Genomic DNA, 26,345 nt, shown 5'->3' on the forward strand with positions numbered 1-26,345 from the left:
TTTACTTTCAGTTATAATAGGAACAAGTGATGATGGACGGGTATGAGACTAGGAGGATATAGATTTTGAAAAAGAAAAATACAGAAAACGTTAGAATTATCGCCCTTGGCGGTGTCGGAGAGATTGGGAAGAACCTTTATGTCATTGAAATTGACTCAGACATATTTGTCGTTGATGCCGGCCTTATGCATCCAGAAAACGAAATGCTCGGTATTGATGTAGTGATTCCTGACATATCATATTTGATTGAACGGGCTGACCGCGTCAAGGCAATCTTTTTAACGCACGGGCACGATGAAAATATCGGCGGCGTTTTTTACTTATTAAACAAGCTGTCCGTTCCAGTGTACGGAACAAAACTGACGCTTGCACTGTTAAGAGAGAAATTAAAACAATACGGACATAACCGAAAAACTGATTTAAGAGAAATTCACTCCAAATCTGTCATTACATTTGAATCAACAAAGGTATCGTTCTTTAGAACGATTCACAGCATTCCTGATTCTGTAGGTGTGAGCTTTAAAACATCACTTGGATCTATTGTATGCACGGGAGACTTCAAATTTGACCAAACACCTGCACTTAATCAGACGTGCGACATTGGCGAGATCGCCAAGATCGGCAATAGCGGCGTGCTCGCTCTGCTTTCTGACAGTGCAAATGCGGAACGGCCGGGTTACACCCCTTCGGAAGCGGCTGTCAGCGGAGAAATTTCGGATGCGCTGTATAATTCACAGAACCGGGTGATTATTGCTGTTTTCGCATCCAATATTAACCGGATTCAGCAAGTCATTCATGCAGCGGCTCAAAATGGCAGAAAGATTGCCGTAGCCGGAAAAAATCTTCAATCTGTCCTGCAGCTCGCGAGAAAGTTAGGATACATTGAAGCAGATGATGAATTGTTTATTTCTGTACAGGATGTCAAAAAATATCCGAAGCGCGAAGTGGCCATTATTACAGCCGGAAGCCAAGGTGAACCATTAGCTGCTTTGACAAGAATGGCAAACAAAGCTCACAAACAGCTGAACATTGAAGAAGGGGATACGGTGGTCATTGCGTCAACTCCGATTCCCGGGCAGGAACTCATTTACTCTAAAACAGTAGATCTTCTTGCAAGAGCCGGTGCACAAGTCATCTTTGCCCAAAAGCGTGTTCATGTATCAGGACACGGCTCACAAGAAGAGTTAAAGCTGATGATCAACCTGCTTAAACCAAAATATTTGATTCCTGTAAACGGCGAATACAGAATGCAAAAAGCTCATTCAAAAATCGCTGAAGAAACCGGCATGAAGCGCAGTGACATCTTCTTAATTGAAAAAGGCGACGTCGTTGAATTCCGCGGCCAAAACGTAAAAATTGGGGATAAAGTTCCTTACGGCAATATTTTAATTGATGGTTTAGGGGTCGGTGATATCGGCAATATCGTATTGAGAGACCGCCGCTTGCTTTCACAGGACGGAATTTTAATCGTTGTCATTACACTTGATAAACAAAAGAAACATCTTGTGTCAGGACCAGAAATTATCACTCGCGGCTTTGTTTATGTAAGAGAGTCTGAAGGTCTTATCGTACAGGCTACTGAGCTTGTCCGGTCTATCGTGACAGAAGCGACTGAAACATCAAATGTCGAATGGTCAACGCTGAAGCAGGCAATGCGGGATGCTTTGAACCAATTCCTTTATGAAAAAACGAAACGTAAACCGATGATCATCCCAATTATTATGGAAGTATAATGACTGACTAAAGACCGGAGCTGCTCCGGTCTTTATTTTTTGTCCTTCAAGCCGGGATTGAATGAAGTATCTTTGTTCATAATACAAAGAGAAACTCGGAAAGGATGAAAGCGAGATGGATCATCGTATGGAAAACACAGAAGAAGAGCGTCCTGAAAAAAATGATGCGAAGGACAGCATTATGAATAAAATACAGCAGCTTGGTGAAACGACGCTTCCACAGCTGCCCCAAGATACAAATATTCATTGTCTGACCATTATCGGACAAATTGAAGGCCATGTTCAGCTTCCTCCGCAAAACAAAACAACAAAATATGAACATGTCATCCCGCAGATTGTGGCAATTGAACAAAATCCTAAAATTGAAGGCTTGCTGATCATATTAAATACTGTCGGAGGAGATGTTGAAGCTGGTCTTGCCATAGCGGAAATGCTTGCATCTTTATCGAAACCGACCGTTTCTATCGTGCTTGGCGGGGGACATTCCATCGGCGTTCCGATTGCTGTATCCTGTGATTACAGCTATATCGCCGAAACAGCAACGATGACGATTCATCCAGTTAGGCTCACCGGGCTGGTCATCGGGGTGCCGCAAACGTTTGAATACCTGGATAAGATGCAAGAAAGAGTTGTTAAATTTGTGACAAGCCATTCCAATATAACCGAAGAGAAGTTTAAAGAGCTAATGTTTTCAAAAGGAAACTTAACACGCGATATCGGAACAAATGTGGTCGGTAAGGATGCAGTTAAATACGGATTGATCGATCACGCAGGCGGTGTCGGACAGGCAATCAATAAACTGAATGAGCTCATCGATGAAGCAAGGAAAGAAGAAGGACGGATGATTCAATGATTCTTTATACCGTGATGCCGCAGGAAATTGTGTTTGCAGAACAGAACCAAGAGACAAGCGCACATGAGCAAATTGAATATAAAGGTGTACCGCTTCTAGTCGAAATGAAAGGGAATGAAGCAGAAGTCATTCAAATCATGAGCACCAATCCAATGCATTTTCTGCATCCGGACATTTCACCGGGACAAAAGCTGAAATTAAACGTATAAGAATCCAACCCTTTTTTAAGGGCAAAATATGCTATAATAGGGGAATCCTACAGAAAAAACGCAGCCTGTAAACGGCTGCTTTCTTCATTATGTATGAACTTACATTTTTTAACGCAGTAAGGTGATGAGTGTGGCAAAGAAAAAACGAAAATCAAGAAAAAAACAGGCGAAACAGCTCAATATAAAATACGAGCTCAACGGATTGCTGTGTATAGCCATTTCAATTATCGCAATCTTGCAGCTGGGGGTAGTCGGGCAAACGTTTATCTTTTTGTTCCGCTTTTTTGCTGGAGAGTGGTTTATTTTATGCTTGTTAGGTTTATTGGTGTTAGGAATCTCACTGTTTTGGAAGAAAAAAACCCCAAGCCTTTTAACGAGACGAAAGGCCGGGTTGTACTGTATCATCGCAAGCATATTGCTGCTTTCTCATGTGCAGCTATTTAAAAATTTGACGCACAAAGGGTCTATTGAGTCCGCAAGCGTGGTGCGCAATACGTGGGAATTGTTTTTAATGGACATGAATGGCAGCTCTGCTTCACCTGATTTAGGCGGAGGGATGATCGGTGCGCTGCTGTTTGCGGCTTCACACTTTTTGTTTGCGTCGACTGGTTCTCAGATCATGGCGATTGTCATGATTTTGATCGGAATGATTTTAGTAACAGGACGCTCGCTGCAAGAAACGCTAAAAAAGTGGATGAGCCCGATTGGACGTTTTATAAAAGAACAATGGTTAGCATTTATTGATGATATGAAATCCTTCAAATCAAATATGCAGTCATCGAAAAAAACGAAAGCGCCGAGCAAAAAACAAAAACCGGCCCGCAAAAAACAGCAAATGGAACCGGAGCCTCCTGATGAAGAGGGGGATTATGAAACAGTATCGCCTCTTATTCATTCAGAGCCGATTATCTCAAGCTTTTCTGATCGTAATGAAGAGGAAGAGTCTCCAGTTATAGAAAAGCGCGCCGAACCTGTGTCGAAGCCGCTTCAGGACATCCAACCGGAGACAGGTGATCATGAAACTGTTTCTGCTCCTCCTATGACCTTTACAGAGCTTGAAAATAAGGATTACGAGATGCCGTCACTGGATTTGCTGGCAGATCCGAAGCATACCGGCCAGCAGGCTGATAAAAAGAATATTTATGAAAATGCGAGAAAGCTTGAACGGACATTCCAAAGCTTTGGCGTAAAGGCGAAAGTCACACAGGTTCATCTCGGACCGGCCGTAACAAAATATGAAGTATATCCTGATGTCGGAGTGAAGGTTAGCAAAATTGTCAATTTAAGCGATGATTTAGCGCTTGCGCTTGCTGCGAAGGATATCAGGATCGAAGCGCCTATACCAGGCAAATCAGCAATCGGAATTGAAGTTCCAAACGCAGAAGTGGCAATGGTTTCGCTGAAGGAAGTGCTGGAGTCTAAATTGAATGACAGACCGGATGCGAAGCTGTTAATTGGACTCGGCCGCAATATTTCAGGTGAAGCTGTATTGGCTGAGTTAAACAAGATGCCCCACCTTTTGGTCGCAGGCGCAACCGGTAGCGGTAAAAGTGTCTGTGTCAACGGCATTATTACAAGTATTTTAATGCGCGCGAAACCGCATGAAGTGAAAATGATGATGATCGATCCTAAAATGGTAGAGCTCAATGTCTACAATGGGATTCCGCATTTGCTTGCTCCGGTTGTAACCGATCCGAAAAAAGCGTCGCAGGCTTTGAAAAAGGTTGTCAATGAAATGGAGCGGCGGTACGAATTATTTTCTCATACGGGTACAAGAAATATTGAAGGATACAATGATTATATAAAACGCGCCAACAATGAAGAAGGAGCGAAACAGCCAGAGCTGCCCTATATTGTTGTCATTGTGGACGAGCTTGCCGATCTCATGATGGTCGCTTCATCCGATGTGGAAGATTCGATTACGAGATTGTCCCAAATGGCGCGGGCTGCCGGCATCCATCTTATTATTGCGACACAGCGGCCATCGGTGGATGTTATCACAGGGGTGATCAAAGCGAACATTCCGTCACGAATCGCGTTCAGCGTATCTTCACAGACGGATTCAAGGACCATTCTTGACATGGGTGGCGCTGAGAAGCTTCTTGGCCGCGGCGATATGCTGTTTTTACCTGTAGGGGCTAACAAACCTGTCCGTGTGCAGGGAGCATTTTTGTCGGATGACGAAGTGGAGAAGGTCGTCGACCATGTGATTACACAGCAGAAAGCGCAATATCAAGAAGAAATGATTCCTGAGGAGACGACGGAAACTCATTCCGAGGTTACTGATGAACTTTATGATGAAGCTGTTGAATTAATCGTCGGCATGCAGACGGCATCTGTTTCAATGCTGCAAAGAAGATTCAGAATTGGCTATACGAGAGCGGCGCGCCTGATTGACGCAATGGAGGAACGCGGTGTTGTCGGACCGTATGAAGGCAGCAAACCTAGGGAAGTATTATTATCAAAAGAGAAATATGATGAGCTCTCTTCTTAATGAAGGGAGTTCCGCTTTCTATAGTTGTCAATAATGATATTATGTAAACTGATCACCTTTCTATTTATTTTTTCGACAAAACATGATATAGTTGTCCCAATTGTTCAATAATTTTTATCGAAAGTGGTTTACGGAGGGGAAACATGTCTACAAAAGCTGATAATCGGCACTTGTATTTGAAAGTAATTGAACGAATTAAAGAGGATATAAAAAATGGGATCTACACTGAGAAGGAAAAGCTGCCTTCTGAATTTGAGCTTTCCAAAAAGCTTGGTGTCAGCAGAGCGACGCTAAGAGAAGCCTTGCGGATACTGGAAGAAGAGCATGTGATTATCAGAAGGCATGGTGTAGGCACTTTTGTCCATTCTAAGCCGTTATTTCTTTCGGGTATTGAACAGCTGAACAGTGTAACCAAGATGATAGAACAGGCGAATATGACCCCTGGCACGATTTTTCTATCATCACAAGTGCTTATGCCGTCTGAAGATGATACGAAGAGATTTCACTTGGCAGAAGGGCAAGAACTTTTTTACCTTGAACGAGTCAGGACAGCTGACGGACAGCCGATTGTGTATTGTATAGACAAAATTCCGATGAATATTTTGCCGAATTCTTTTTCTCATCAGCAAGAATCTATGTTTGACCTGCTTGAGAAAAATTCAGGCTCCGTAATCAGCTATGCAGTAACTGATATAGAACCGATCGGCTATCACGATACCATTTCTCCAGTGCTTGAATGCGATCCGGAAACAGCTCTTTTGCTGTTAAAACAAACCCATTACGATCAGCACGATAAACCGGTGCTTTATTCTTTAAATTATTTTAGAGCGGATAAATTCAGATTTCATGTTTTGCGTAAACGATTCTAAAAACGGACGCCTGTATGTGTCTGTTTTTTTATTTGCACTGATTCATGTTTCTTTGTACATACTTTCATTCCGGTTAACGCAATATATAAGGGATGACAAGAAAGTGAATGGGTGAAAATGTTGAGAGAGAAAAATGGAATGAAAAATATTATTGCATTGTCTTCTGTCCCGCTTGTGATGACACTCGGGAACTCCATGCTGATTCCTGTTCTTCCGATGATGGAGAAAAAGCTGTCTGTGACTTCATTTCAAGTATCTTTAATCATTACTGTATATTCAGTAGTAGCAATTATTTGCATTCCGATTGCCGGATATTTGTCGGATCGTTTCGGGAGAAAAAAAATATTGCTTCCATGCCTCCTCATTGCAGGATTGGGGGGAGCCGTAGCTGCTTTTGCCTCGACCTATATGAAAAATCCTTATGCTATGATCTTGGCGGGGCGGGTTCTTCAAGGCATTGGTTCTGCAGGTGCCGCTCCGATTGTCATGCCGTTTATCGGCGACCTGTTTAAAGGAGACGATGAAAAGGTCAGCGCGGGTCTTGGCGATATTGAAACCGCCAACACGTCAGGGAAGGTACTGAGTCCCATACTTGGAGCCTTACTGGCTTCTTGGTATTGGTTTGTACCGTTTTGGTTTATTCCGTTTTTCTGTTTGATCAGCTTTTTGCTCGTATTGTTTTTGGTGGCCAAGCCTGAAGAAGATGAAGATGCGCCTGCTGTTTCTGAGTTTATTAAGAGTGTGAAGAAAATTTTTAAACAGGATGGTCGCTGGCTTTATACGGTCTTCATTATCGGGTGTGTCATTATGTTTTTGTTATTTGGCGTATTATTTTATTTATCAGATACGCTGGAGAACAAGTATGCTATTGACGGAGTAGCTAAAGGCGGATTACTGGCAATCCCACTTTTGTTTTTGTCAACCAGTTCTTTTATAGCTGGCAAAAAGATCGGTAAAGATAAAGGCCGAATGAAATTTTGCGTTGTTACAGGAATGATTCTGTTAACCCTTTCGTTTATTGCCTTGTGGTGGAACCACAGTTTTTATTTTTTATTTGTCTTTTTAAGCTTTGGCGGGATTGGGATTGGAATGGCTCTTCCTGCTTTAGATGCATTGATAACCGAAGGGATTGAAAGTGAACAATGCGGAACCATTTCCTCCTTTTACAATAGCATGCGCTTTATAGGAGTAGCTCTCGGTCCACCTGTTTTTGCTGCATTAATGTCTAATGCAAACTGGATTATTTTCATACTCTCGGCGTTTTGCAGCATCGTTTCTTTATTTTTAGTGCTCTTTACTGTAGATGCTAAAAAAAGTGAAGAAGAAAAAAACTTAGGGACGGTCTAGCCAGCCGTCTTTTTTTGCGCTTTCTTGCACAGTTTACAACTGTACCTATACAGCATGCGGAGGTTATTGTTTCCTTATAAATCCTACAGTTGCTATAATTACATGAAAGAGTGTTTCTGCGGATGCTGAAAATTGGTCATAATACATACTAATTAAGAAATGAACGAAGGAGGTTCCATATGTCATATGTTAATGAACTCAAATCAAAGCATGGCGGTTTAACCGCACACATTGTAAAAACAGAAAAATTCAAAACCGTCTCGCTTATTTTTAAGATGCTTGCGCCGCTGACAAAGGATCAAGTCACCAAAAGAGCGCTTCTCCCGCATGTGCTTCTTCGCGGAACGAAAAGCCATCCGAAAACCGCAGAATTGCGTTCATACTTGGATGAGCTGTACGGCACGTCAGTATCGGCTGATCTTACGAAAAAAGGAGAGCGGCACGTCATTACGTTCAGGCTTGAAATCCCGAATGAAAAATATTTAAAAGACCAAACGCCGCTACTTGAGAAAGGGCTCCAGCTTCTCGCAGAAATCGTCTTTTCACCTGCTTTGGAGGGAGACGCTTTTCAGTCACAATATGTGGCTCAAGAAAAACGGACGCTTAAGCAAAGAATCCAAGCCGTCTATGATGATAAAATGCGTTATTCGAATTTAAGGCTGATACAGGAAATGTGCAAAAATGAGCCTTACGCGCTTCATGTCAATGGTGAAATCGACGATGTCGATGACATTACGGCAGAGCAATTATACGAAACATACCAAAGCGCTATCCAAAAAGACCAGCTTGATCTATATGTTGTTGGCGACGTGGACAGTAACCAGGTACAATCGGCAATTGATAAGTATTTCAAAACAGAAGAGCGCACTCTTGGCATGATTGAAAACAATCACGCTGATGAAAAAATTCAGCCAAAAGAAGTAATTGATGAAGAGGATGTCAAGCAAGGAAAACTGAATATCGGCTACCGCACCAGCATCACTTATACAGATCAGGATTATCCTGCTTTACAAGTGTTTAACGGATTGTTCGGCGGATTCTCTCATTCTAAACTTTTCATTAATGTTCGGGAAAAAGCCAGTCTTGCTTACTACGCGGCTTCGCGTATAGAAAGTTTTAAAGGCTTGTTAATGGTGATGTCAGGCATTGAAGTGAAAAATTTTGAACAGGCGGTTTCGATTATTGCTGAGCAATTCCAGGCAATGAAAAATGGCGATTTCAGTGAGCAGGATATAGCACAGACAAAGGCCGTTATTCGAAATCAAGTGCTGGAAACGATTGATACAGCATACGGTTTATCTGAGTTTTTATATCAGCAGGCCGCTGCTCAAGTCGAGATTCCTATCGAAGACTTTCTTGCCAATATTGAGAATGTCACAAAAGAGGATATCATTAAAGCCGGCGAAAAGATTCAGCTTGATACGACTTATTTCTTAAAAGGGACGGAGGGTGCATCTTGATCAAACCAATCGAATATGAACAGCTTCAGGAGACGCTGTATCATGAAAAAATGTCCAACGGCCTTGATGTTTACGTTTTGCCGAAAAAAGGCTTCAACAAGACATATGCGGTCTTTACAACAAAGTACGGCTCGATAGATAACCGGTTTGTCCCTTTAGGTAAAAACGAGATGGTTCAAGTGCCGGACGGGATTGCTCACTTTCTTGAGCACAAGCTGTTTGAGAAAGCGGACGGAGACGTTTTTCAAGATTTCAGTAAACAGGGGGCTTCTGCCAATGCGTTTACGTCATTTACAAGAACGGCTTACCTTTTCTCAAGCACATCAAATGTTGAACGCAATTTAGAGACGCTTATCGATTTTGTACAGGACCCATATTTTACTGAAAAAACGGTTGAAAAGGAAAAAGGGATTATCGGGCAGGAGATTAATATGTACGACGATAACCCTGATTGGAGGCTTTACTTCGGGGTCATTGAAAACATGTACAAAGAGCATCCTGTCAGAATTGACATAGCGGGAACAGTGGAAAGCATTTCACATATTACAAAAGACCTTCTTTATGAATGCTATGAAACGTTTTATCACCCGAGTAACATGCTCCTTTTCATTGTCGGCCCTGTAGATCCTGAAGCGATTATTTCTCAGGTAAGAGAAAACCAGGGGAAAAAGCCGTATACTGATCAGCCGGAGATCAAACGGGAAGAAGTGAAAGAGCAAGAAGCGGTTTTCAGAAAAGAAAAAGAGATCAAAATGAACGTGCAGGGACCGAAATGCCTTGTCGGGCTGAAATCAAAAAATCCGTTTAAATTAGGCAAAGAGCTCTTAAAGCATGAACTTTCAATGAACTTATTGCTTGAAGCTCTTTTTGGCAAAAGCTCTGCCCAATATGAATCACTTTATGAAAAAGGATATATTGACGAAACGTTCAGCTTTGATTTTACTGCTGAATATGGGTTCGGTTTTGCGGCGATCGGCGGAGATACGCCTGAGCCTGATCAATTGGCTGAAGACATTTCAAGCATGCTTTTGCGCGCCGGTGAACTGATTACTGCTGAAAAGATTGAACTTGCCAGAAAGAAAAAGATCGGTACATTCTTAAAAGCGCTGAATTCCCCTGAATACATCGCCAATCAATTTACCCGTTATGCGTTCTTGGATATGAGCCTGTTTGACGTTGTAACGGTACTCGAGCAGATTACCCTCGAGGATGTCCAGAACGTAATACAAGAGGAAATTGCTGCAGACAGACTGACTGTCTGCAAGGTTGTTCCTAAATCATAAACAAAACATCCCTCCAGTGTGAGGGGTGTTTTTCTGCGGAAAGAAGGAAAGAGGATGAACAAAACAGCACTAATCACCGGAGCAAGCGGCGGCATTGGCAAAAGCATCAGCGAAACCCTTGCGGCTAAGGGATACAATCTGCTGCTGCATTACAATACAAATCAAAATGCGGCAGCGGAGCTTGCTGAAAAACTAAGTCAGATGTTTGGCGTAAATACGGAGATATTACAAGCTGATCTGTCCGCGCAAGATGGAGCAGATAAGCTGACAAGTTCAATTGTTCAGCCGGTTGATGCGATTGTTTTAAACAGCGGACGAAGCCATTTTGGGCTGATTACGGATGTAGATAACGCAACAGTCCAGGAAATGGTTCAGCTTCATGTGGCGAGTCCGTATATGCTGACGAGAAACCTTCTGCCAGGCATGATTCGGAATAAATCGGGAGCGATTGTGGCTGTCAGCTCGATTTGGGGAGAGACTGGAGCATCCTGTGAAGTGCTGTACAGCATGGCAAAAGGAGCTCAGCATTCGTTTGTAAAAGGATTGGCTAAGGAGCTGGCGCCAAGCGGAATCAGGGTAAACGCAGTAGCGCCAGGTGCAGTTGATACAAATATGATGAATCAATTTACCCCGGCTGAAAAAGAAGAGATCGCTGATGAGATTCCGATCGGCCGGCTGGCCCGGCCGCAAGAAATTGCGGATGCAACAGCTTTTCTCCTGTCTGAAAAAGCGTCATATATCACCGGCCAAATTCTGTCGGTCAATGGCGGCTGGCACTGCTGATCCGAAAATATTCGGTGTATAGTTTCTTTTGCGAAGGACACAATAATCTTGTAACTTCACATGAAATGGAGGAAACAAGCATGTCAGTATTAGAAAACTGGGATAGCTGGAAAAACTTCCTTGGCGACCGTCTGAACTATGCGCAAGATAAAGGTATGAGCCAGGATACGATTACAGATCTTGCGACAGAAATCGGCAGCTACTTGGCTAATGAAGTGGAATCTAAGAACGAGCAGGAAAAAGTGCTGGCAGATCTTTGGAGTGTAGCATCAAAAGATGAACAGCACGCCATTGCCAATATGATGGTTAAGCTTGTTGAAAATAACAGCACTCACTAGGAAGAGAGGGGATTTTTCCTCTCTTTTTTATGTTTTCCTCATCACAGCAACATTCTTCTTTCTAATTAGAGAAAAATGCTTTATGATAAAGGAAGGTAAAATTTTGCCACAATGAAGGGGGTATATCATTTGGCAAAGCTCGAATGGTATTTTGAATATGAAATTCAAGTGAACCGCCCCGGACTGCTCGGGGATATTTCATCTCTTCTTGGGATGCTTTCTATCAACATCGTAACGATAAACGGCGTCGATCTTTCCAGAAGGGGAATGCTCCTCAGGTGCCGCCATATAGATCAAATTAAACGATTAGAATCAATCTTAAAAACGATGGAAACAATTAAAGTAACGAAGCTTAGAGAACCGAGGCTTCGCGACCGTCTTGCCGTACGCCACGGCCGTTATATTCAACGGGATGCCGATGACAAGAAAACGTTCCGCTTTGAACGGGACGAGCTTGGCTTATTAGTCGATTTTATGGCCGAATTGTTCAAAAAAGAAGGCCATAAATTAATCGGAATCAGAGGTATGCCGCGTGTCGGGAAAACGGAATCGATTGTAGCCTCTAGTGTGTGTGCGAGCAAAAGGTGGCTGTTTGTGTCATCAACCTTGCTGAAGCAGACGATAAGAAGCCAGCTGATTGCCGATGAATACAGCACTGAAAATGTCTTTATCGTTGACGGAATTGTGTCAACACGAAGAGGATCGGAACGCCATCTCCAGCTGGTCCGAGAAATCATGCGGCTGCCTGCAACAAAAGTGGTGGAGCATCCGGACATATTCGTTCAAAATACAGAGTATACACTAGATGACTTTGATTATATTATTGAACTGAGAAATGACCCTGATGAGGTTATTACATATGAACATGCCGAGGAACCCCAAATGTTTGATCAATCCGGGTTTTCAAGCTTTGATTTTTAAAATTGGAAGGTGTTTGTTGTGACTGAACTAGGAATCCGGCTCAAAGAAGCCAGAGAGGAAAAAGCAATGTCATTGGATGATCTCCAAGCGGCAACAAAGATTCAAAAAAGGTATTTAACCGCCTTGGAGGAAGGAAACTATGACATTATTCCGGGGAAGTTTTATGTTCGGGCATTCATCAAGCAATATGCAGAAGCCGTTGGGCTTGATGCGGATCAGCTGTTTGAGGAGCATAAAAAAGATATCCCTAATACGTATCATGATGATGTGTCTGAAAAGATCTCCGGCATGAATCTTCAAAAGGAAATGCCAAAGCCAGCATCTAAGGCGCTGGAGCTGCTGCCAACGATACTTGTTATTCTCGGCGTGATTGTCGTGATTGCCATTGTGTACGCGATCATTCAGTTTGCCAATCACAAAAACAGTGATGATCACAATGTGGCATCAGAAAAAGCAATTACGCAAAGTGAGAGCAAGTACGAAATCCCTAAAGATTCAACGCTGAAAGAGAATCAAAATAACAGCTCTGAAAAAGAGACAGACACTAAAAAAGAAACGAAAGAAAACGAAGATAAGAAAAAAGAAAATGACAGTGGGAAGCTGGAGATTAAAGCTGCTGGCACTGAAGGATCGTTAACGACTTATGAAGTGTCCGGCGCTGATAAAATCGAGCTGGAACTGAAGGCATCAGACAGCTCCTGGATTCGAGTGCGCGATGAAAACAGCAGCTCTTTAAAAGAAGGAACGCTGAAAAAAGACGAAACCTATAAAAAAGACATAACTGATCAGAAACAAGTTGATATCCGCACCGGATATGCACCTAATCTGAAAATAAAAATCAACGGTAAGGTTCTTTCATATGAACTTGATCCGAAAAAAGTGATGGCACAAACCATAAAGATTGTAAATAAAAAGGAAGAAAAGTCATCTTAATTATCAGATGACTTTTCTTCACGTCCGAGTATGAAATTGGAGGGGCTTTATGTTTAACTTACCAAATAAAATCACACTAGCTAGAATCGCATTAATCCCAATCTTCATGATTATCATGCTGGCGCCGTTTGACTGGGGCAGGCTCGAAGTTGGAGACGAATCAATCCCGGTCGCACATTTGGCGGGGGCCATTCTATTTATTATTGCATCTACAACAGACTGGGTGGACGGATATTATGCCCGAAAATTGAATCTCGTAACAAACTTCGGGAAATTTCTTGATCCGCTTGCGGACAAACTGCTCGTATCCGCAGCGTTAATTATCCTTGTTCAATTTGATCTCGCTCCAGCTTGGATGGTCATTGTGATTATCAGCAGGGAGTTTGCCGTGACAGGTTTAAGGCTTGTCTTAGCCGGAACAGGAGAAGTCGTAGCTGCTAACATGCTTGGTAAAATCAAAACCTGGGCACAGATTATTGCGGTATCCGCATTGCTTCTTCATAATCTTCCATTTGAACTTGTGTCATTCCCGTTTGCAGACTTGGCGCTGTGGGTAGCCGTCTTCTTTACTGTCGTCTCAGGTTGGGAATATTTCTCTAAAAACTGGGAAGCGTTAAAAACATCTAACTAAGAAAGAAGGACTTCGTCATGGAATTTCCAAAAAAAGCAGAAATAATTGCAGTCGGTTCAGAGCTGCTGCTTGGCCAAATCGCCAATACAAATGCTCAATTTATCAGCAAACAGCTCGCTGAAATCGGGGTCAACGTATTTTATCATACAGCGGTCGGAGATAACCCGGAGCGGCTGAAGCAGGTCATCCGCATTGCTGAAGAACGCTCTGACTTCATTATTTTTTCAGGAGGGCTTGGACCCACAAAAGATGATCTGACGAAAGAAACGATTGCAAATACGCTGGGACGTCCGCTCGTGTTAAATGATGAGGCATTCCAATCCATTGAGGACTATTTCAAACGAACAAAACGCACGATGTCACCTAATAACCGAAAACAGGCGCTTGTGATCGAAGGCTCTGACGTGCTGGCGAATCACTTTGGAATGGCCCCGGGAATGCTCACAGAGCATGAATCGCGCTATTATATGCTTCTTCCTGGACCGCCGAGCGAATTGCGTCCAATGTTTGAAAACGAGGCAAAGCCTCTTCTGCTGAAAAAGATGGGTTCAAATGAAAAAATTGTGTCAACTGTTCTTCGCTTTTTCGGTATCGGTGAATCTCAGCTTGAAGCCGATTTGGAAGATATTATTGATGCACAAACCAATCCGACAATTGCGCCTTTGGCGGCTGATGGAGAGGTGACGCTGCGTCTGACAGCCAAACACGCCGATGAAAAGGAAACAGAGCGTCTGTTAAAAGAAACAGAGGCCGTTATCTTAGAGCGTGTCGGTGAATTTTTCTATGGTTACGATGATACTTCTCTTGTAAAAGAGCTATCTATAGCGTGCAAGGAAAAAGGCATTACAATTTCTGCGGCAGAAAGCTTTACCGGAGGGCTGTTTTCTGAATGGCTGACGGATCATAGCGGTGCCTCAACATTATTTGCCGGGGGCGTTGTTTGCTATACAAACGACGTGAAGCAGAATGTGCTTGGTGTCAAGAAGGAAACATTAGATCGTTTTGGGGCGGTCAGCAAGGAATGCGCATCCGAACTGGCTAAGGGTGTTCAAAAACTCACTGGCAGCGATATCGGCATTAGCTTTACTGGTGTAGCAGGACCTGATGCTCAAGAAGGGCATGAGCCTGGGCATGTGTTTATCGGCATTTCCGCAAACGGTAAAGAAGAGGTTCACGAGTTTCACTTTGCGGGCTCCAGAACGGGGATCAGAAAACGCGGCGCTAAATACGGCTGCCATTTAATCTTAAAGCTTTTAGAGCAAAAATAATATTTTCAGCACATTATCCTCCTAAGAAAACATGATTTCTCTGATACATTATGATATTTTGATAGGAATCACGCTAAGAAAAAATCCGAATATGCGTTCGCTTTTTTCTTGGCAAATCCCTTCAAACAGGGTATAGTATATGTAGTGGTAACATAAAGGAGGAAAAAATAGAATGAGTGATCGTCAGGCAGCCTTAGATATGGCTCTTAAACAAATAGAAAAACAGTTCGGCAAAGGTTCCATTATGAAACTGGGAGAAAAGACAGATACAAGAATTTCTACTGTCCCAAGCGGCTCCCTAGCTCTTGATACAGCACTGGGAATTGGCGGATATCCTCGCGGACGGATTATTGAAGTATACGGTCCTGAAAGCTCAGGTAAAACAACTGTGGCGCTTCATGCGATTGCTGAAGTTCAGCAGCAGGGCGGACAAGCCGCGTTTATCGATGCGGAGCATGCGTTAGATCCGGTATACGCGCAAAAGCTCGGTGTTAACATCGAAGAGCTTTTACTGTCTCAGCCTGACACAGGCGAGCAGGCGCTTGAAATTGCGGAAGCATTGGTTCGAAGCGGGGCAGTTGACATTGTCGTTGTCGACTCTGTAGCCGCTCTCGTTCCGAAAGCGGAAATTGAAGGTGACATGGGAGATTCTCATGTCGGTTTACAAGCACGCTTAATGTCTCAAGCGCTTCGTAAGCTTTCAGGAGCCATTAACAAATCGAAGACAATCGCGATTTTCATTAACCAAATTCGTGAAAAAGTCGGCGTTATGTTCGGGAACCCGGAAACAACTCCTGGCGGCCGTGCGTTGAAATTCTACTCTTCCGTGCGTCTTGAAGTGCGCCGTGCTGAACAGCTGAAACAAGGCAACGACGTAATGGGGAACAAAACGAAAATCAAAGTCGTGAAAAACAAGGTGGCTCCGCCGTTCCGTACAGCCGAGGTTGACATTATGTACGGAGAAGGCATTTCAAAAGAAGGCGAAATCATTGATCTAGGAACTGAACTTGATATCGTGCAAAAAAGCGGTTCATGGTACTCTTATGAAGAAGAGCGTCTTGGCCAAGGCCGTGAAAATGCAAAACAATTCCTGAAAGAAAATAAAGATATCATGCTGATGATCCAGGAGCAAATTCGCGAACATTACGGCTTGGATAATAACGGAGTAGTGCAGCAGCAAGCTGAAGAGACACAAGAAGAACTCGAATTTGAAGAATAAAAATAAAATAAGTTTCAAATGATACAAAAGGCTGAGTGAAAAACTCAGCTTTTTTGTATTTTGCAAAAAAATGATAAAAATATTGCTTTTTTTGACAACTTTTTTAGAGCTTTATTCGTCTAACAAAACGTGTGCAAAATGGAATTTATTTTGGGAGGAAAAAATGAATGACAAGCCCAACCCGCAGAAGAACTGCGAAACGCAGACGGAGAAAACTAAATAAAAGAGGAAAACTGTTGCTTGGTCTTTTAGCAGTGATGGTTTGCATTACGATTTGGAATGCTCTTCATCGAAATAGTGAAGAAAACGAGCCATCTCAAGAAACTGCAGCGGTTTCAAATACCGATCAGAAAAAAGAGGTCAAAAAGAAAACTGCCAAAAAATCAGAGGAACAAATCAAAACAGTGGATCGAAATCAAAAAATCAGCAATTATTTAGAAGAGATCGGTTTCAGCGGAACAGCCATGATTGTCAGAAATGGAGAAATCGTAACAAATAAAGGTTTTGGCTATGCTGACCGTAAACACTATATTCAAAATAATCCATTGACATCTTTTTATGTCGGTTCATCACAAAAAGCGCTGATTGCAACTGCTATTTTGCAGCTTGAGGAAAAGGGGAAACTTCAGACAAGTGATCCGGTAAGTACGTATTTACCTCATTTTCCTAACGGACAAACGATTACTTTGAAGAATCTGCTTACACATACATCGGGGATAAACGGACATATTGAAGGAAACGGCGCCATTACGCCGGACGATTTAATAAAAGACATAGAACTGCAGGGAATCAAACGTCAGCCGGGCGTATGGGACTACAAGGATTCCAACTATTCTGTTCTTGCTTATATTATTGCTGAAGTAAGCGGTGAGCCCTATGAACAGTACATAAAGAATCATATTTTTAAACCTGCGGGAATGACGCATGCAGGCTTTTACAAAACATATGAAAAAGAACCTTATCCTGCCGTCGGGTATAAGATGGAGGGCAGCAAAACAGTTACACCGTATATACCTGATTTATCCCAGCTGTATGGAGCGGGTGATATTTATATGAGCGCTATAGATATGTACAAATTTGACCAAGCGCTGATAGACGGAAAACTGTATTCGCAAAAAAGCTATGAAAAGATGTTTACGCCAGGGAGCAGCTCCACATACGGCATGGGATTTTATGTTGCTCCCGGAAGCTATTCAAACCATGGTGTTATGCCGGGCTTCAATATCTTGAACAGCTTTAGCAAATCTGGGCAAACCATTGTTATTTTGTTCTCAAACATTCAAAATAATGCTAAATTGGGCCAAGTGAACAATAAAATATACCAGCTTCTAAATCAAGAATGATTGGCGATCTTCTTTTGGATGAATTGCATTCGGCACGTGAAAAGAAGACTGGCCTGCAAACGTTAAGATGGCAAGCTTGACAAGTATTTCCGACACATTTACAATGAAGTTGTAACATTTGTTTTTTTAACATGATTGTTAAACCATTTAAACTTGACAAGGGCGATGAACACACTCATTCCCTGTGAAGGTTCTGTATGTTGAGAAAACTAGACAATGTACATGCCGACACTTTTTAAGCAACAACCAAGTTCATAGCAAGAGGAGGTGAAAGTATGACCCCAATTATGATGGTTCTCATCTCCATTTTGCTGATTCTACTCGGTTTAGTTGTTGGCTACTTTGTTCGTAAAACCATTGCCGAAGCGAAAATTGCGGGCGCACGCGGTGCAGCCGAGCAAATTCTTGAAGATGCGAAGCGTGATGCTGAAGCACTGAAAAAAGAAGCTCTGCTTGAAGCAAAGGATGAAATCCACAAACTTCGAATAGATGCTGAACAGGAAGTTCGTGAAAGACGAAATGAGCTTCAAAAACAAGAAAACCGTTTACTCCAAAAGGAGGAAAACCTTGATCGCAAACATGAGGGAATTGATAAACGGGAAGCGATGTTGGAGAAGAAAGATCATTCTCTGAATGAACGACAACAACATATTGAAGAGATGGAAAGCAAAGTGGATGAGATGATTCGTATGCAGCAGTCTGAGTTGGAACGAATTTCGAGTCTAACTCGTGACGAAGCGAAACAAATCATTCTTGAGCGGGTTGAAAACGAGCTTTCACATGACATCGCCATCATGACAAAAGAAACTGAAAACCGTGCGAAAGAAGAGGCGGATAAGAAAGCGAAAAACATTCTTTCACTCGCCTTACAGCGCTGCGCAGCGGACCACGTTGCCGAAACAACGGTATCAGTTGTCAATCTTCCAAATGATGAGATGAAAGGACGTATCATCGGACGGGAAGGGCGTAACATTCGTACGCTTGAAACGCTGACAGGAATTGACCTGATTATTGATGATACGCCTGAAGCTGTCATTCTTTCCGGATTTGATCCGATCAGACGTGAGACAGCCAGAATTGCTCTTGATAAACTCGTTCAGGATGGCCGTATTCATCCGGCACGGATTGAAGAAATGGTTGAAAAATCTCGCCGCGAGGTCGATGACTATATTCGTGAGATGGGTGAGCAAACGACATTTGAGGTTGGCGTTCATGGCCTCCACCCAGATCTCATCAAGATCCTCGGCCGCTTAAAGTTCCGTACAAGCTACGGTCAAAATGTGCTTAAGCATTCCATGGAAGTCGCATTCTTGGCCGGTCTAATGGCATCGGAGCTTGGTGAAGACGCAAAGCTTGCTAAACGTGCGGGTCTTCTTCACGACATCGGGAAAGCAATTGACCATGAAGTAGAAGGAAGCCACGTTGAGATCGGGGTAGAGCTTGCGACCAAATATAAAGAGCACCCAGTCGTGATTAACAGTATTGCATCACACCACGGGGACGAGGAGCCGACTTCCATTATTGCTGTACTGGTAGCTGCAGCAGATGCGCTTTCCGCTGCAAGACCTGGCGCAAGAAGTGAGACGCTCGAGAATTATATTCGAAGACTTGAAAAACTCGAAGAAATTTCTGAGTCCTACGAAGGTGTTGAAAAATCATTTGCCATTCAGGCTGGACGCGAAGTGCGAATTATGGTGAAGCCGGATTCAATTAATGATCTTGAGGCTCATCGACTGGCGCGAGATATCCGCAAGCGAATTGAGGACGAGCTCGATTATCCAGGTCATATTAAGGTGACAGTAATCAGAGAGACTCGAGCCGTAGAGTATGCAAAATAAAGTGATGCGCTAAGCATCACTTTATTTTTTTGACGGCAAGGAATTTTCAAGAAGAAAGGATTTACAAAATGAGAATTTTATTTATCGGAGATGTTGTCGGTTCACCGGGCCGTGACATGGTCAAAGAATATGTACCAAAGCTAAAAACAAAATATAAGCCTCACTTTACCATTATTAATGGTGAAAACGCCGCACATGGAAAAGGCCTGACGGAAAAAATTTATCACAGCTTAATCCAGTCCGGCGCAGATGCAATCACAATGGGGAACCACACATGGGACAAAAAAGAAATATTTGATTTTATAGATGACGTTCCGAACTTGGTTCGCCCGGCAAACTTTCCTGAAGGAACACCGGGGAAAGGGATCACATATGTGAAAGCAAACGGCAAAGAACTAGCAGTCATTAATTTGCAGGGACGTACGTTTTTGCCGCCGCTTGATGACCCGTTTTTAAAAGCGGATGAATTGATCGAAGAAGCTGCGAAAAGAACACCGTACATTTTTATTGACTTTCATGCCGAAGCGACAAGTGAAAAGCTCGCACTTGGCTGGTACACGGATGGACGGGCATCGGCTGTAGTAGGAACTCATACACACGTGCAAACAGCGGATAACCGCATTTTGCCGAAGGGAACGGCATATATTACTGATGTGGGAATGACTGGCCCGTATGACGGTATACTGGGGATGGACAGAGAGACGATTATTAAGCGATTCAAAACGAACCTTCCAGTCCGGTTTACTGTCGCTGAAGGAAAAACAACGCTCAGCGGAGTTGTCATTGACATTGACGATCAAACGAAAAAAGCCGTGAAAATTGAGCGTATTTTAATCAACGATGATCACATGTTCTTTGAATAGTTGAACATATGGTTATTTTATAAAAATATTAAAAAGAAAAGCAGGAATATAGCAACTCCTTAGTGAATATAGTAAAAATGGAAGGTAGCCCGCTATTTTTGAAAAGCATTGTGGGGATGGCTTTTTGGATAGCAACATCTAATAATGATTGTTCTAATGAACACTCACTTATCCATTGTAAAACTAAGGGGGAGCAGAAATGGAAATCTTAAAAGTTTCAGCAAAATCGAGTCCAAATTCAGTGGCAGGTGCGCTTGCAGGCGTGTTGAGAGAGCGAGGAGCCGCCGAGATTCAAGCGATCGGAGCGGGTGCATTAAACCAGGCTGTAAAAGCTGTGGCGATTGCCAGGGGATTTGTGGCGCCAAGCGGCGTTGATTTGATTTGTATTCCGGCTTTTACAGATATTCAAATCGATGGGGAAGAAAGAACAGCGATTAAATTAATCGTGGAGCCTCGCTAAAAACAAATAAAGCATTCTCAACCTGTTTGCGTAATGCAAACAGGTTGTTTTTCATTTATTGTGATATTTTCTCCCGATAGTATTTTTAGCACATAAATGAGCGAATATACAAAATCAGAAATGAGCTAAAACGTTTTAAAAAAAATTTCCGCCCATTTTTCAAGACAGATACTTTTGTCCTTCTGGAAAAGACAGTGCTGTTTACGCTTATTCCATATCATGGTACAATCCGAATATAACAAGAATTTTTCAAGGAGGATTGTACATGCAGAGTGGAAAGATGAAAGCTCTAATGAAAAAGGACGGGGCGTTCGGTGCTGTGCTGACTGAAGTTCCCATTCCTGAGATTGATAAACATGAAGTCCTCATAAAAGTGAAAGCCGCTTCCATATGCGGCACGGATGTCCACATTTATAATTGGGATCAATGGGCACGTCAGAGAATCAAAACACCCTATGTTTTCGGCCATGAGTTCAGCGGCATCGTAGAGGACGTGGGAGAGAATGTCAGCAGTGTAAAAGTGGGAGAGTATGTGTCTGCGGAAACACACATTGTTTGTGGTGAATGTGTCCCTTGCCTAACAGGAAAATCTCATGTGTGTACCAATACTGCTATAATCGGAGTGGACACGGCAGGCTGTTTTGCGGAGTATGTAAAAGTTCCAGCTGATAACATTTGGAGAAATCCCGCTGATATGGACCCGTCAATTGCTTCCATTCAAGAGCCTTTAGGAAATGCAGTTCATACCGTACTTGAGAGCCAGCCTGCAGGAGGAACGACTGCAGTCATTGGATGCGGGCCGATTGGTCTTATGGCTGTTGCGGTTGCAAAAGCAGCAGGAGCTTCTCAGGTGATAGCGATTGATAAGAATGAATACAGGCTGAGGCTTGCAAAACAAATGGGAGCGACTTGTACTGTTTCTATTGAAAAAGAAGACCCGCTCAAAATTGTAAGCGCTTTAACGAGTGGGGAAGGAGCAGATCTTGTTTGTGAGATGTCGGGCCATCCCTCAGCGATTGCCCAAGGTCTTGCGATGGCTGCGAATGGCGGAAGATTTCATATTCTCAGCTTGCCGGAACATCCGGTGACAATTGATTTGACGAATAAAGTGGTATTTAAAGGGCTTACCATCCAAGGAATCACAGGAAGAAAAATGTTTTCAACATGGCGCCAAGTGTCTCAGTTGATCAGTTCAAACGTGATCGATCTTGCACCTGTTATTACCCATCAGTTTCCGTTAGAGGAGTTTGAAAAAGGTTTCGAACTGATGAGAAGCGGGCAGTGCGGAAAAGTAATTTTAATTCCATAAAGGGGGATAAACATGACGAAGGAATTTGAGTTTTTAAAAGCAGAGCTTGATAGTATGAAAGAAAACCATACATGGCAAGACATAAAACAGCTTGAATCTATGCAGGGCCCATCTGTCACAGTGAATCACCAAAAAGTCATTCAGCTATCTTCTAATAATTACCTCGGATTCACTTCACATCCTAGACTCATCAACGCCGCACAGGAGGCCGTTCAGCAGTATGGAGCCGGCACCGGATCAGTGAGAACGATTGCGGGTACATTTACAATGCATCAAGAGCTTGAGAAAAAGCTGGCAGCCTTTAAAAAAACGGAGGCGGCACTTGTATTCCAATCAGGCTTCACAACAAACCAAGGCGTACTTTCAAGTATTCTATCAAAAGAGGACATTGTCATCTCAGATGAATTGAACCATGCCTCTATTATTGACGGAATTCGACTGACAAAGGCGGATAAAAAGGTGTATCAGCACGTCAATATGAGTGATTTAGAGCGGGTGCTGAGAAAGTCAATGAATTATCGGATGCGTCTGATTGTGACAGACGGCGTATTTTCCATGGATGGCAACATAGCTCCTCTGCCTGATATTGTAGAGCTCGCTGAGAAATATGACGCATTTGTGATGGTGGATGACGCCCATGCATCCGGAGTACTTGGCGAAAACGGCAGGGGAACGGTGAATCACTTCGGTCTTGACGGCAGAGTGCATATTCAGGTCGGAACATTAAGCAAGGCAATCGGAGTGCTCGGTGGCTACGCTGCAGGTTCAAAGGTGCTGATCGATTATTTGCGCCATAAAGGCCGTCCATTTTTATTCAGCACATCTCATCCCCCGGCTGTCACTGCAGCTTGTATGGAAGCGATTGATGTCTTGCTTGAAGAGCCGGAGCATATGGAGCGCTTGTGGGAGAATACTGCCTATTTTAAAGCAATGCTTGTGAAAATGGGTCTGACTCTCATAGAGAGTCAAACGCCGATTCTTCCTATTTTAATAGGTGATGAAGGTGTGGCAAAGCAATTTTCAGATCAGCTCCTTTCTCGCGGTGTTTTTGCCCAAAGTATCGTTTTCCCGACTGTAGCAAAGGGAAAAGCCAGAATTCGCACGATTATAACAGCAGAGCACACCAAAGATGAACTGGATCAGGCGCTTGATGTCATCGAAAAGACGGCAAAGGAGCTCCAGCTATTGTAACAAGAGGAAGAGTTTACTCTTCCTCTTTTGATTCCTTATTGATTATTATTCTCAATGAGTGTACAATGATAGGTTGCCAGTTGTGCAGAGCTTCAATAACCTTTATACTGAAGGGTGGAAGTTTGGTTTGAAAGGAGAAAATATGACATGAATGAAAAACAAAAATTAGAGAGCGGACAAGTTCATCCATCGGACAAAAAATCCGAGAAGGATTACAGCAAGTACTTTGAAGCTGTTTACATTCCGCCTTCTTTAAAAGACGCGAAAAAACGAGGCAAGGAAGCCGTTACTTATCATAATGACTTTAAAATTTCTGAACAATTTAAAGGATTGGGAGACGGAAGAAAGTTCTATATCCGTACGTACGGCTGCCAAATGAATGAACACGATACAGAGGTTATGGCAGGGATCTTTATGGCGCTCGGTTACGAAGCGACAAACTCTGTTGACGATGCCAATGTCATTTTGTTAAATACATGTGCAATCCGTGAAAATGCTGAAAACAAGGTGTTTGGTGAGCTCGGGCACTTAAAAGCACTGAAAAAAAACAATCCCGATCTGATTTTAGGCGTGTGCGGCTGTATGTCCCAAGAGGAATCAGTCGTGAACCGTATTTTGAAAAAACATCCGTTTGTCGATATGATTTTCGGAACGCATAACATTCATCGCCTGCCGGAGCTTTTGTCAGAAGCATACCTTTCAAAAGAAATGGTTGTAGAAGTTTGGTCTAAGGAAGGGGACGTTATTGAAAACCTTCCAAAAGTCCGAAATGGAAAAATTAAGGGCTGGGTCAATATCATGTACGGCTGTGACAAATTCTGTACGTATTGCATTGTGCCTTACACACGCGGAAAAGAAAGAAGCCGCCGCCCTGAGGATATCATTCAGGAAGTGAGAAGGCTCGCAAGTGAAGGCTATAAGGAAATTACTCTGTTAGGCCAAAACGTAAACGCGTATGGAAAAGACTTTGAAGATATGACGTACGGACTTGGTGATTTGATGGATGAACTGAGAAAAATCGATATCCCGAGAATCCGTTTTACAACGAGTCATCCGCGCGACTTTGACGACCGCCTCATTGAAGTGCTGGCAAAAGGCGGAAATCTGCTTGATCACATTCATCTTCCGGTTCAATCAGGAAGCTCAGAAGTTCTCAAGCTGATGGCCCGCAAATATGACAGAGAGCGTTACATGGAGCTGGTGCGAAAAATTAAAGAAGCAATGCCAAACGCTTCTTTGACAACGGACATTATCGTCGGATTTCCAAATGAAACGGACGAACAGTTTGAAGAAACGCTTTCTCTATACCGTGAAGTGGAGTTTGACAGCGCCTATACGTTCATTTACTCTCCGCGTGAAGGCACTCCGGCTGCTAAGATGAAAGATAATGTACCGATGCGTGTGAAAAAAGAACGCCTGCAGCGTCTAAACGCACTGGTGAATGAAATTTCTGCTAAAAAAATGAAGGAATACGAAGGCAAGGTTGTCGAAGTATTAGTTGAGGGTGAAAGCAAAAATAACCCTGATATTCTTGCTGGCTATACTGAAAAAAGCAAGCTTGTCAATTTCAAAGGGCCGAAGGAAGCCATCGGCAAAATCGTCCGCGTGAAAATCCAGCAAGCGAAAACATGGTCGCTTGACGGAGAAATGGTAGGAGAAGCAATCGAGGTGAAATGAGATGACGCTCTACTCAAAAAAAGACATTGTGCAGCAGGCTCGAAACCTTGCAAAAATGATTTCTGAAACAGAAGAGGTTGATTTTTTCAAACGGGCTGAAGCGCAAATCAATGAGAATGACAAAGTGTCCACAATCGTTAATCAGATTAAAGCCCTGCAAAAGCAGGCTGTCAATCTGAAGCATTATGAAAAGCATGAAGCGCTCAAACAAGTAGAAGCAAAAATTGACGCGCTGCAAGAAGAGCTTGAAGAGATTCCTGTTATCCAGGAATTCAGAGACTCGCAGATGGAAGTAAATGACCTATTGCAGCTCGTTGCACACACCATTTCCAACCAAGTCACAAATGAAATCATCACATCAACCGGAGGCGACCTGCTGAAAGGGGAAACCGGTTCAAAGGTGAAGCATTCAAATAACAGCTGTTCTCTCTAAACACGGTGCCTTTACAGGCCCGTGTTTTTTTATCATTTGTGCGGTTAAAAATGAACTAAATAATCTATGTACCAAATGTTCAATTGGTTTTTCTGTGCTCAGCCGCGTATAAACTTTATCGCACTTATAAGTAAAGTTTCTAGGCACCCCTGCATACAATGGAACAGAAACTTTGTATTTTTATATTTTATTTATAAAAATGCACACTAGACAAATGCCCAGCATAAGATAACACGAAGAAGAACAAGGAGGCATGCCGGAATGTCTGAATACAGGGAAATTATTACGAAGGCAGTAGTAGCGAAAGGCCGAAAATTCACCCAATGCACCAACACCATCTCGCCTGAGAAAAAACCGAGCAGCATTTTGGGTGGTTGGATTATTAACCACAAGTATGACGCTGAAAAAATTGGAAAAACGGTAGAAATTGAAGGGTATTATGATATAAACGTATGGTACTCTTACGCGGACAACACAAAGACAGAGGTTGTCACAGAACGGGTAAAATATGTAGATGTCATTAAACTCAGATACAGAGACAATAATTACTTAGATGATGAGCATGAAGTGATTGCCAAAGTGCTTCAGCAGCCAAACTGCCTTGAAGTGACCATTTCGCCGAATGGAAATAAAATCGTTGTGCAGGCAGAAAGAGAATTTTTGGCGGAAGTGGTAGGGGAAACAAAGGTAGTTGTTGAGGTCAATCCTGACTGGGAAGAGGATGACGAGGAAGATTGGGAAGATGAGCTTGATGAAGAGCTTGAAGACATCAACCCGGAGTTTTTAGTGGGAGATCCTGAAGAATAAAAAAGGGACTAGGGGAGACAGTACCCCCAAGTCTCTTTTTTATATTGATATATCATTCTTTTATCACTTTTTGTTTATGTTAT

24 protein-coding genes are annotated in these 26,345 nt (G+C 42.8%); all 24 read left to right on the plus strand.

Features of this window, described 5'->3' with window-relative positions; genetic code table 11:
- Positions 1 to 65: 65 nt before the first annotated feature.
- Positions 66 to 1,733, plus strand: a complete 1,668-nt coding sequence (rnjB, locus tag NST79_RS09170; RefSeq protein ID WP_003231875.1) for a ribonuclease J2 — start codon at positions 66 to 68, stop codon at positions 1,731 to 1,733.
- Positions 1,734 to 1,848: 115 nt separating this feature from the next.
- Positions 1,849 to 2,586, plus strand: a complete 738-nt coding sequence (gene tepA / locus NST79_RS09175) for a translocation-enhancing protein TepA (RefSeq protein WP_003245712.1) — start codon at positions 1,849 to 1,851, stop codon at positions 2,584 to 2,586.
- Positions 2,583 to 2,795: a TepA modulator TepJ gene (tepJ, locus tag NST79_RS09180; RefSeq protein WP_003231871.1), complete on the plus strand. Its 213-nt coding sequence runs from the start codon at positions 2,583 to 2,585 to the stop codon at positions 2,793 to 2,795. Before tepA ends, tepJ begins: the two co-directional genes overlap by 4 nt.
- A gap of 130 nt (positions 2,796 to 2,925) precedes the next feature.
- Complete coding sequence (gene spoIIIE, locus NST79_RS09185) at positions 2,926 to 5,289, plus strand: DNA translocase SpoIIIE (protein WP_163260000.1); 2,364 nt, start codon at positions 2,926 to 2,928, stop codon at positions 5,287 to 5,289.
- Between the two features lie 143 nt (positions 5,290 to 5,432).
- The gene (locus NST79_RS09190; protein ID WP_003245732.1) at positions 5,433 to 6,158 is read left to right on the plus strand and encodes a GntR family transcriptional regulator; all 726 of its coding nucleotides are present in this window, start codon (positions 5,433 to 5,435) and stop codon (positions 6,156 to 6,158) included.
- A 138-nt stretch (positions 6,159 to 6,296) separates the two neighbouring features.
- A complete protein-coding gene (bcbE, locus tag NST79_RS09195) occupies positions 6,297 to 7,505 on the plus strand; it encodes a bacillibactin exporter BcbE (RefSeq protein WP_010886509.1) in 1,209 nt (402 codons plus the stop codon).
- 179 nt (positions 7,506 to 7,684) lie between these two features.
- Positions 7,685 to 8,965: a pitrilysin family protein gene (locus NST79_RS09200; protein WP_131227431.1), complete on the plus strand. Its 1,281-nt coding sequence runs from the start codon at positions 7,685 to 7,687 to the stop codon at positions 8,963 to 8,965.
- On the plus strand, positions 8,962 to 10,248 hold the full coding sequence (locus tag NST79_RS09205; protein ID WP_033884996.1) for a pitrilysin family protein: 1,287 nt from the start codon (positions 8,962 to 8,964) through the stop codon (positions 10,246 to 10,248). The genes NST79_RS09200 and NST79_RS09205 overlap by 4 nt, the downstream gene beginning before the upstream one ends.
- A 54-nt stretch (positions 10,249 to 10,302) precedes the next feature.
- Complete coding sequence (gene efpI / locus NST79_RS09210) at positions 10,303 to 11,031, plus strand: EF-P-5 aminopentanone reductase (protein WP_015715897.1); 729 nt, start codon at positions 10,303 to 10,305, stop codon at positions 11,029 to 11,031.
- 80 nt (positions 11,032 to 11,111) lie between these two features.
- Positions 11,112 to 11,369 (plus strand): DUF3243 domain-containing protein, encoded by a 258-nt coding sequence (locus NST79_RS09215; RefSeq protein ID WP_003245199.1) that lies wholly within the window; start codon positions 11,112 to 11,114, stop codon positions 11,367 to 11,369.
- A 129-nt stretch (positions 11,370 to 11,498) separates the two neighbouring features.
- Positions 11,499 to 12,290, plus strand: coding sequence for a YmfK family protein (locus NST79_RS09220; protein ID WP_003220998.1), 792 nt, complete (start codon positions 11,499 to 11,501; stop codon positions 12,288 to 12,290).
- Positions 12,291 to 12,356: 66 nt separating this feature from the next.
- Complete coding sequence (gene rodZ, locus NST79_RS09225; protein ID WP_214287353.1) at positions 12,357 to 13,223, plus strand: cell shape determination protein RodZ; 867 nt, start codon at positions 12,357 to 12,359, stop codon at positions 13,221 to 13,223.
- A 49-nt stretch (positions 13,224 to 13,272) separates the two neighbouring features.
- Positions 13,273 to 13,854 carry a CDP-diacylglycerol--glycerol-3-phosphate 3-phosphatidyltransferase gene (pgsA, locus tag NST79_RS09230; RefSeq protein ID WP_003244753.1) on the plus strand — a complete coding sequence of 194 codons (582 nt, stop codon included), beginning with the start codon at positions 13,273 to 13,275 and terminating at the stop codon, positions 13,852 to 13,854.
- A 17-nt stretch (positions 13,855 to 13,871) separates the two neighbouring features.
- Positions 13,872 to 15,122, plus strand: coding sequence for a competence/damage-inducible protein A (locus NST79_RS09235; RefSeq protein ID WP_144531009.1), 1,251 nt, complete (start codon positions 13,872 to 13,874; stop codon positions 15,120 to 15,122).
- Between the two features lie 172 nt (positions 15,123 to 15,294).
- Complete coding sequence (gene recA, locus NST79_RS09240) at positions 15,295 to 16,341, plus strand: recombinase RecA (RefSeq protein WP_003245789.1); 1,047 nt, start codon at positions 15,295 to 15,297, stop codon at positions 16,339 to 16,341.
- A gap of 167 nt (positions 16,342 to 16,508) precedes the next feature.
- On the plus strand, positions 16,509 to 17,684 hold the full coding sequence (locus NST79_RS09245; protein ID WP_029726484.1) for a serine hydrolase domain-containing protein: 1,176 nt from the start codon (positions 16,509 to 16,511) through the stop codon (positions 17,682 to 17,684).
- A 275-nt stretch (positions 17,685 to 17,959) separates the two neighbouring features.
- Positions 17,960 to 19,522 (plus strand): ribonuclease Y, encoded by a 1,563-nt coding sequence (gene rny, locus NST79_RS09250; RefSeq protein ID WP_003221010.1) that lies wholly within the window; start codon positions 17,960 to 17,962, stop codon positions 19,520 to 19,522.
- A gap of 68 nt (positions 19,523 to 19,590) precedes the next feature.
- Positions 19,591 to 20,385 carry a 2',3'-cyclic-nucleotide 2'-phosphodiesterase gene (gene ymdB / locus NST79_RS09255; RefSeq protein WP_106073923.1) on the plus strand — a complete coding sequence of 265 codons (795 nt, stop codon included), beginning with the start codon at positions 19,591 to 19,593 and terminating at the stop codon, positions 20,383 to 20,385.
- A gap of 199 nt (positions 20,386 to 20,584) precedes the next feature.
- Positions 20,585 to 20,845: a stage V sporulation protein SpoVS gene (gene spoVS, locus NST79_RS09260; protein ID WP_003154135.1), complete on the plus strand. Its 261-nt coding sequence runs from the start codon at positions 20,585 to 20,587 to the stop codon at positions 20,843 to 20,845.
- 265 nt (positions 20,846 to 21,110) lie between these two features.
- On the plus strand, positions 21,111 to 22,154 hold the full coding sequence (gene tdh / locus NST79_RS09265; RefSeq protein ID WP_014664024.1) for an L-threonine 3-dehydrogenase: 1,044 nt from the start codon (positions 21,111 to 21,113) through the stop codon (positions 22,152 to 22,154).
- 12 nt (positions 22,155 to 22,166) lie between these two features.
- Positions 22,167 to 23,345, plus strand: a complete 1,179-nt coding sequence (locus NST79_RS09270) for a glycine C-acetyltransferase (RefSeq protein ID WP_119899335.1) — start codon at positions 22,167 to 22,169, stop codon at positions 23,343 to 23,345.
- A 147-nt stretch (positions 23,346 to 23,492) separates the two neighbouring features.
- Entirely contained in the window at positions 23,493 to 25,022 is a 1,530-nt protein-coding gene (miaB, locus tag NST79_RS09275) for a tRNA (N6-isopentenyl adenosine(37)-C2)-methylthiotransferase MiaB (RefSeq protein WP_003244831.1), read from the plus strand.
- A gap of 1 nt (position 25,023) precedes the next feature.
- The gene (ricA, locus tag NST79_RS09280) at positions 25,024 to 25,455 is read left to right on the plus strand and encodes a regulatory iron-sulfur-containing complex subunit RicA (protein WP_003231834.1); all 432 of its coding nucleotides are present in this window, start codon (positions 25,024 to 25,026) and stop codon (positions 25,453 to 25,455) included.
- A gap of 261 nt (positions 25,456 to 25,716) precedes the next feature.
- Positions 25,717 to 26,262, plus strand: coding sequence for an outer spore coat protein CotE (cotE, locus tag NST79_RS09285; protein ID WP_003231833.1), 546 nt, complete (start codon positions 25,717 to 25,719; stop codon positions 26,260 to 26,262).
- The last annotated feature ends 83 nt before the right edge of the window (positions 26,263 to 26,345 follow it).

This window comes from Bacillus sp. PS196 (genome assembly GCF_037963555.1).
Lineage (GTDB): Bacteria > Bacillota > Bacilli > Bacillales > Bacillaceae > Bacillus > Bacillus subtilis.

Excerpts from the sequence above, each read along its gene's own strand:
- tepA (WP_003245712.1), top strand. The coding sequence starts at position 1,849 with ATGGATCATCGTATGGAAAACACAGAAGAAGAGCGTCCTGAAAAAAAT.
- tepJ (WP_003231871.1), top strand. The coding sequence starts at position 2,583 with ATGATTCTTTATACCGTGATGCCGCAGGAAATTGTGTTTGCAGAACAG.
- NST79_RS09190 (WP_003245732.1), top strand. The coding sequence starts at position 5,433 with ATGTCTACAAAAGCTGATAATCGGCACTTGTATTTGAAAGTAATTGAA.
- bcbE (WP_010886509.1), top strand. The coding sequence starts at position 6,297 with ATGAAAAATATTATTGCATTGTCTTCTGTCCCGCTTGTGATGACACTC.
- NST79_RS09200 (WP_131227431.1), top strand. The coding sequence starts at position 7,685 with ATGTCATATGTTAATGAACTCAAATCAAAGCATGGCGGTTTAACCGCA.
- efpI (WP_015715897.1), top strand. The coding sequence starts at position 10,303 with ATGAACAAAACAGCACTAATCACCGGAGCAAGCGGCGGCATTGGCAAA.
- NST79_RS09215 (WP_003245199.1), top strand. The coding sequence starts at position 11,112 with ATGTCAGTATTAGAAAACTGGGATAGCTGGAAAAACTTCCTTGGCGAC.
- rodZ (WP_214287353.1), top strand. The coding sequence starts at position 12,357 with ATGTCATTGGATGATCTCCAAGCGGCAACAAAGATTCAAAAAAGGTAT.
- pgsA (WP_003244753.1), top strand. The coding sequence starts at position 13,273 with ATGTTTAACTTACCAAATAAAATCACACTAGCTAGAATCGCATTAATC.
- NST79_RS09235 (WP_144531009.1), top strand. The coding sequence starts at position 13,872 with ATGGAATTTCCAAAAAAAGCAGAAATAATTGCAGTCGGTTCAGAGCTG.
- recA (WP_003245789.1), top strand. The coding sequence starts at position 15,295 with ATGAGTGATCGTCAGGCAGCCTTAGATATGGCTCTTAAACAAATAGAA.
- NST79_RS09245 (WP_029726484.1), top strand. The coding sequence starts at position 16,509 with ATGACAAGCCCAACCCGCAGAAGAACTGCGAAACGCAGACGGAGAAAA.
- rny (WP_003221010.1), top strand. The coding sequence starts at position 17,960 with ATGACCCCAATTATGATGGTTCTCATCTCCATTTTGCTGATTCTACTC.
- ymdB (WP_106073923.1), top strand. The coding sequence starts at position 19,591 with ATGAGAATTTTATTTATCGGAGATGTTGTCGGTTCACCGGGCCGTGAC.
- spoVS (WP_003154135.1), top strand. The coding sequence starts at position 20,585 with ATGGAAATCTTAAAAGTTTCAGCAAAATCGAGTCCAAATTCAGTGGCA.
- tdh (WP_014664024.1), top strand. The coding sequence starts at position 21,111 with ATGCAGAGTGGAAAGATGAAAGCTCTAATGAAAAAGGACGGGGCGTTC.
- NST79_RS09270 (WP_119899335.1), top strand. The coding sequence starts at position 22,167 with ATGACGAAGGAATTTGAGTTTTTAAAAGCAGAGCTTGATAGTATGAAA.
- miaB (WP_003244831.1), top strand. The coding sequence starts at position 23,493 with ATGAATGAAAAACAAAAATTAGAGAGCGGACAAGTTCATCCATCGGAC.
- ricA (WP_003231834.1), top strand. The coding sequence starts at position 25,024 with ATGACGCTCTACTCAAAAAAAGACATTGTGCAGCAGGCTCGAAACCTT.
- cotE (WP_003231833.1), top strand. The coding sequence starts at position 25,717 with ATGTCTGAATACAGGGAAATTATTACGAAGGCAGTAGTAGCGAAAGGC.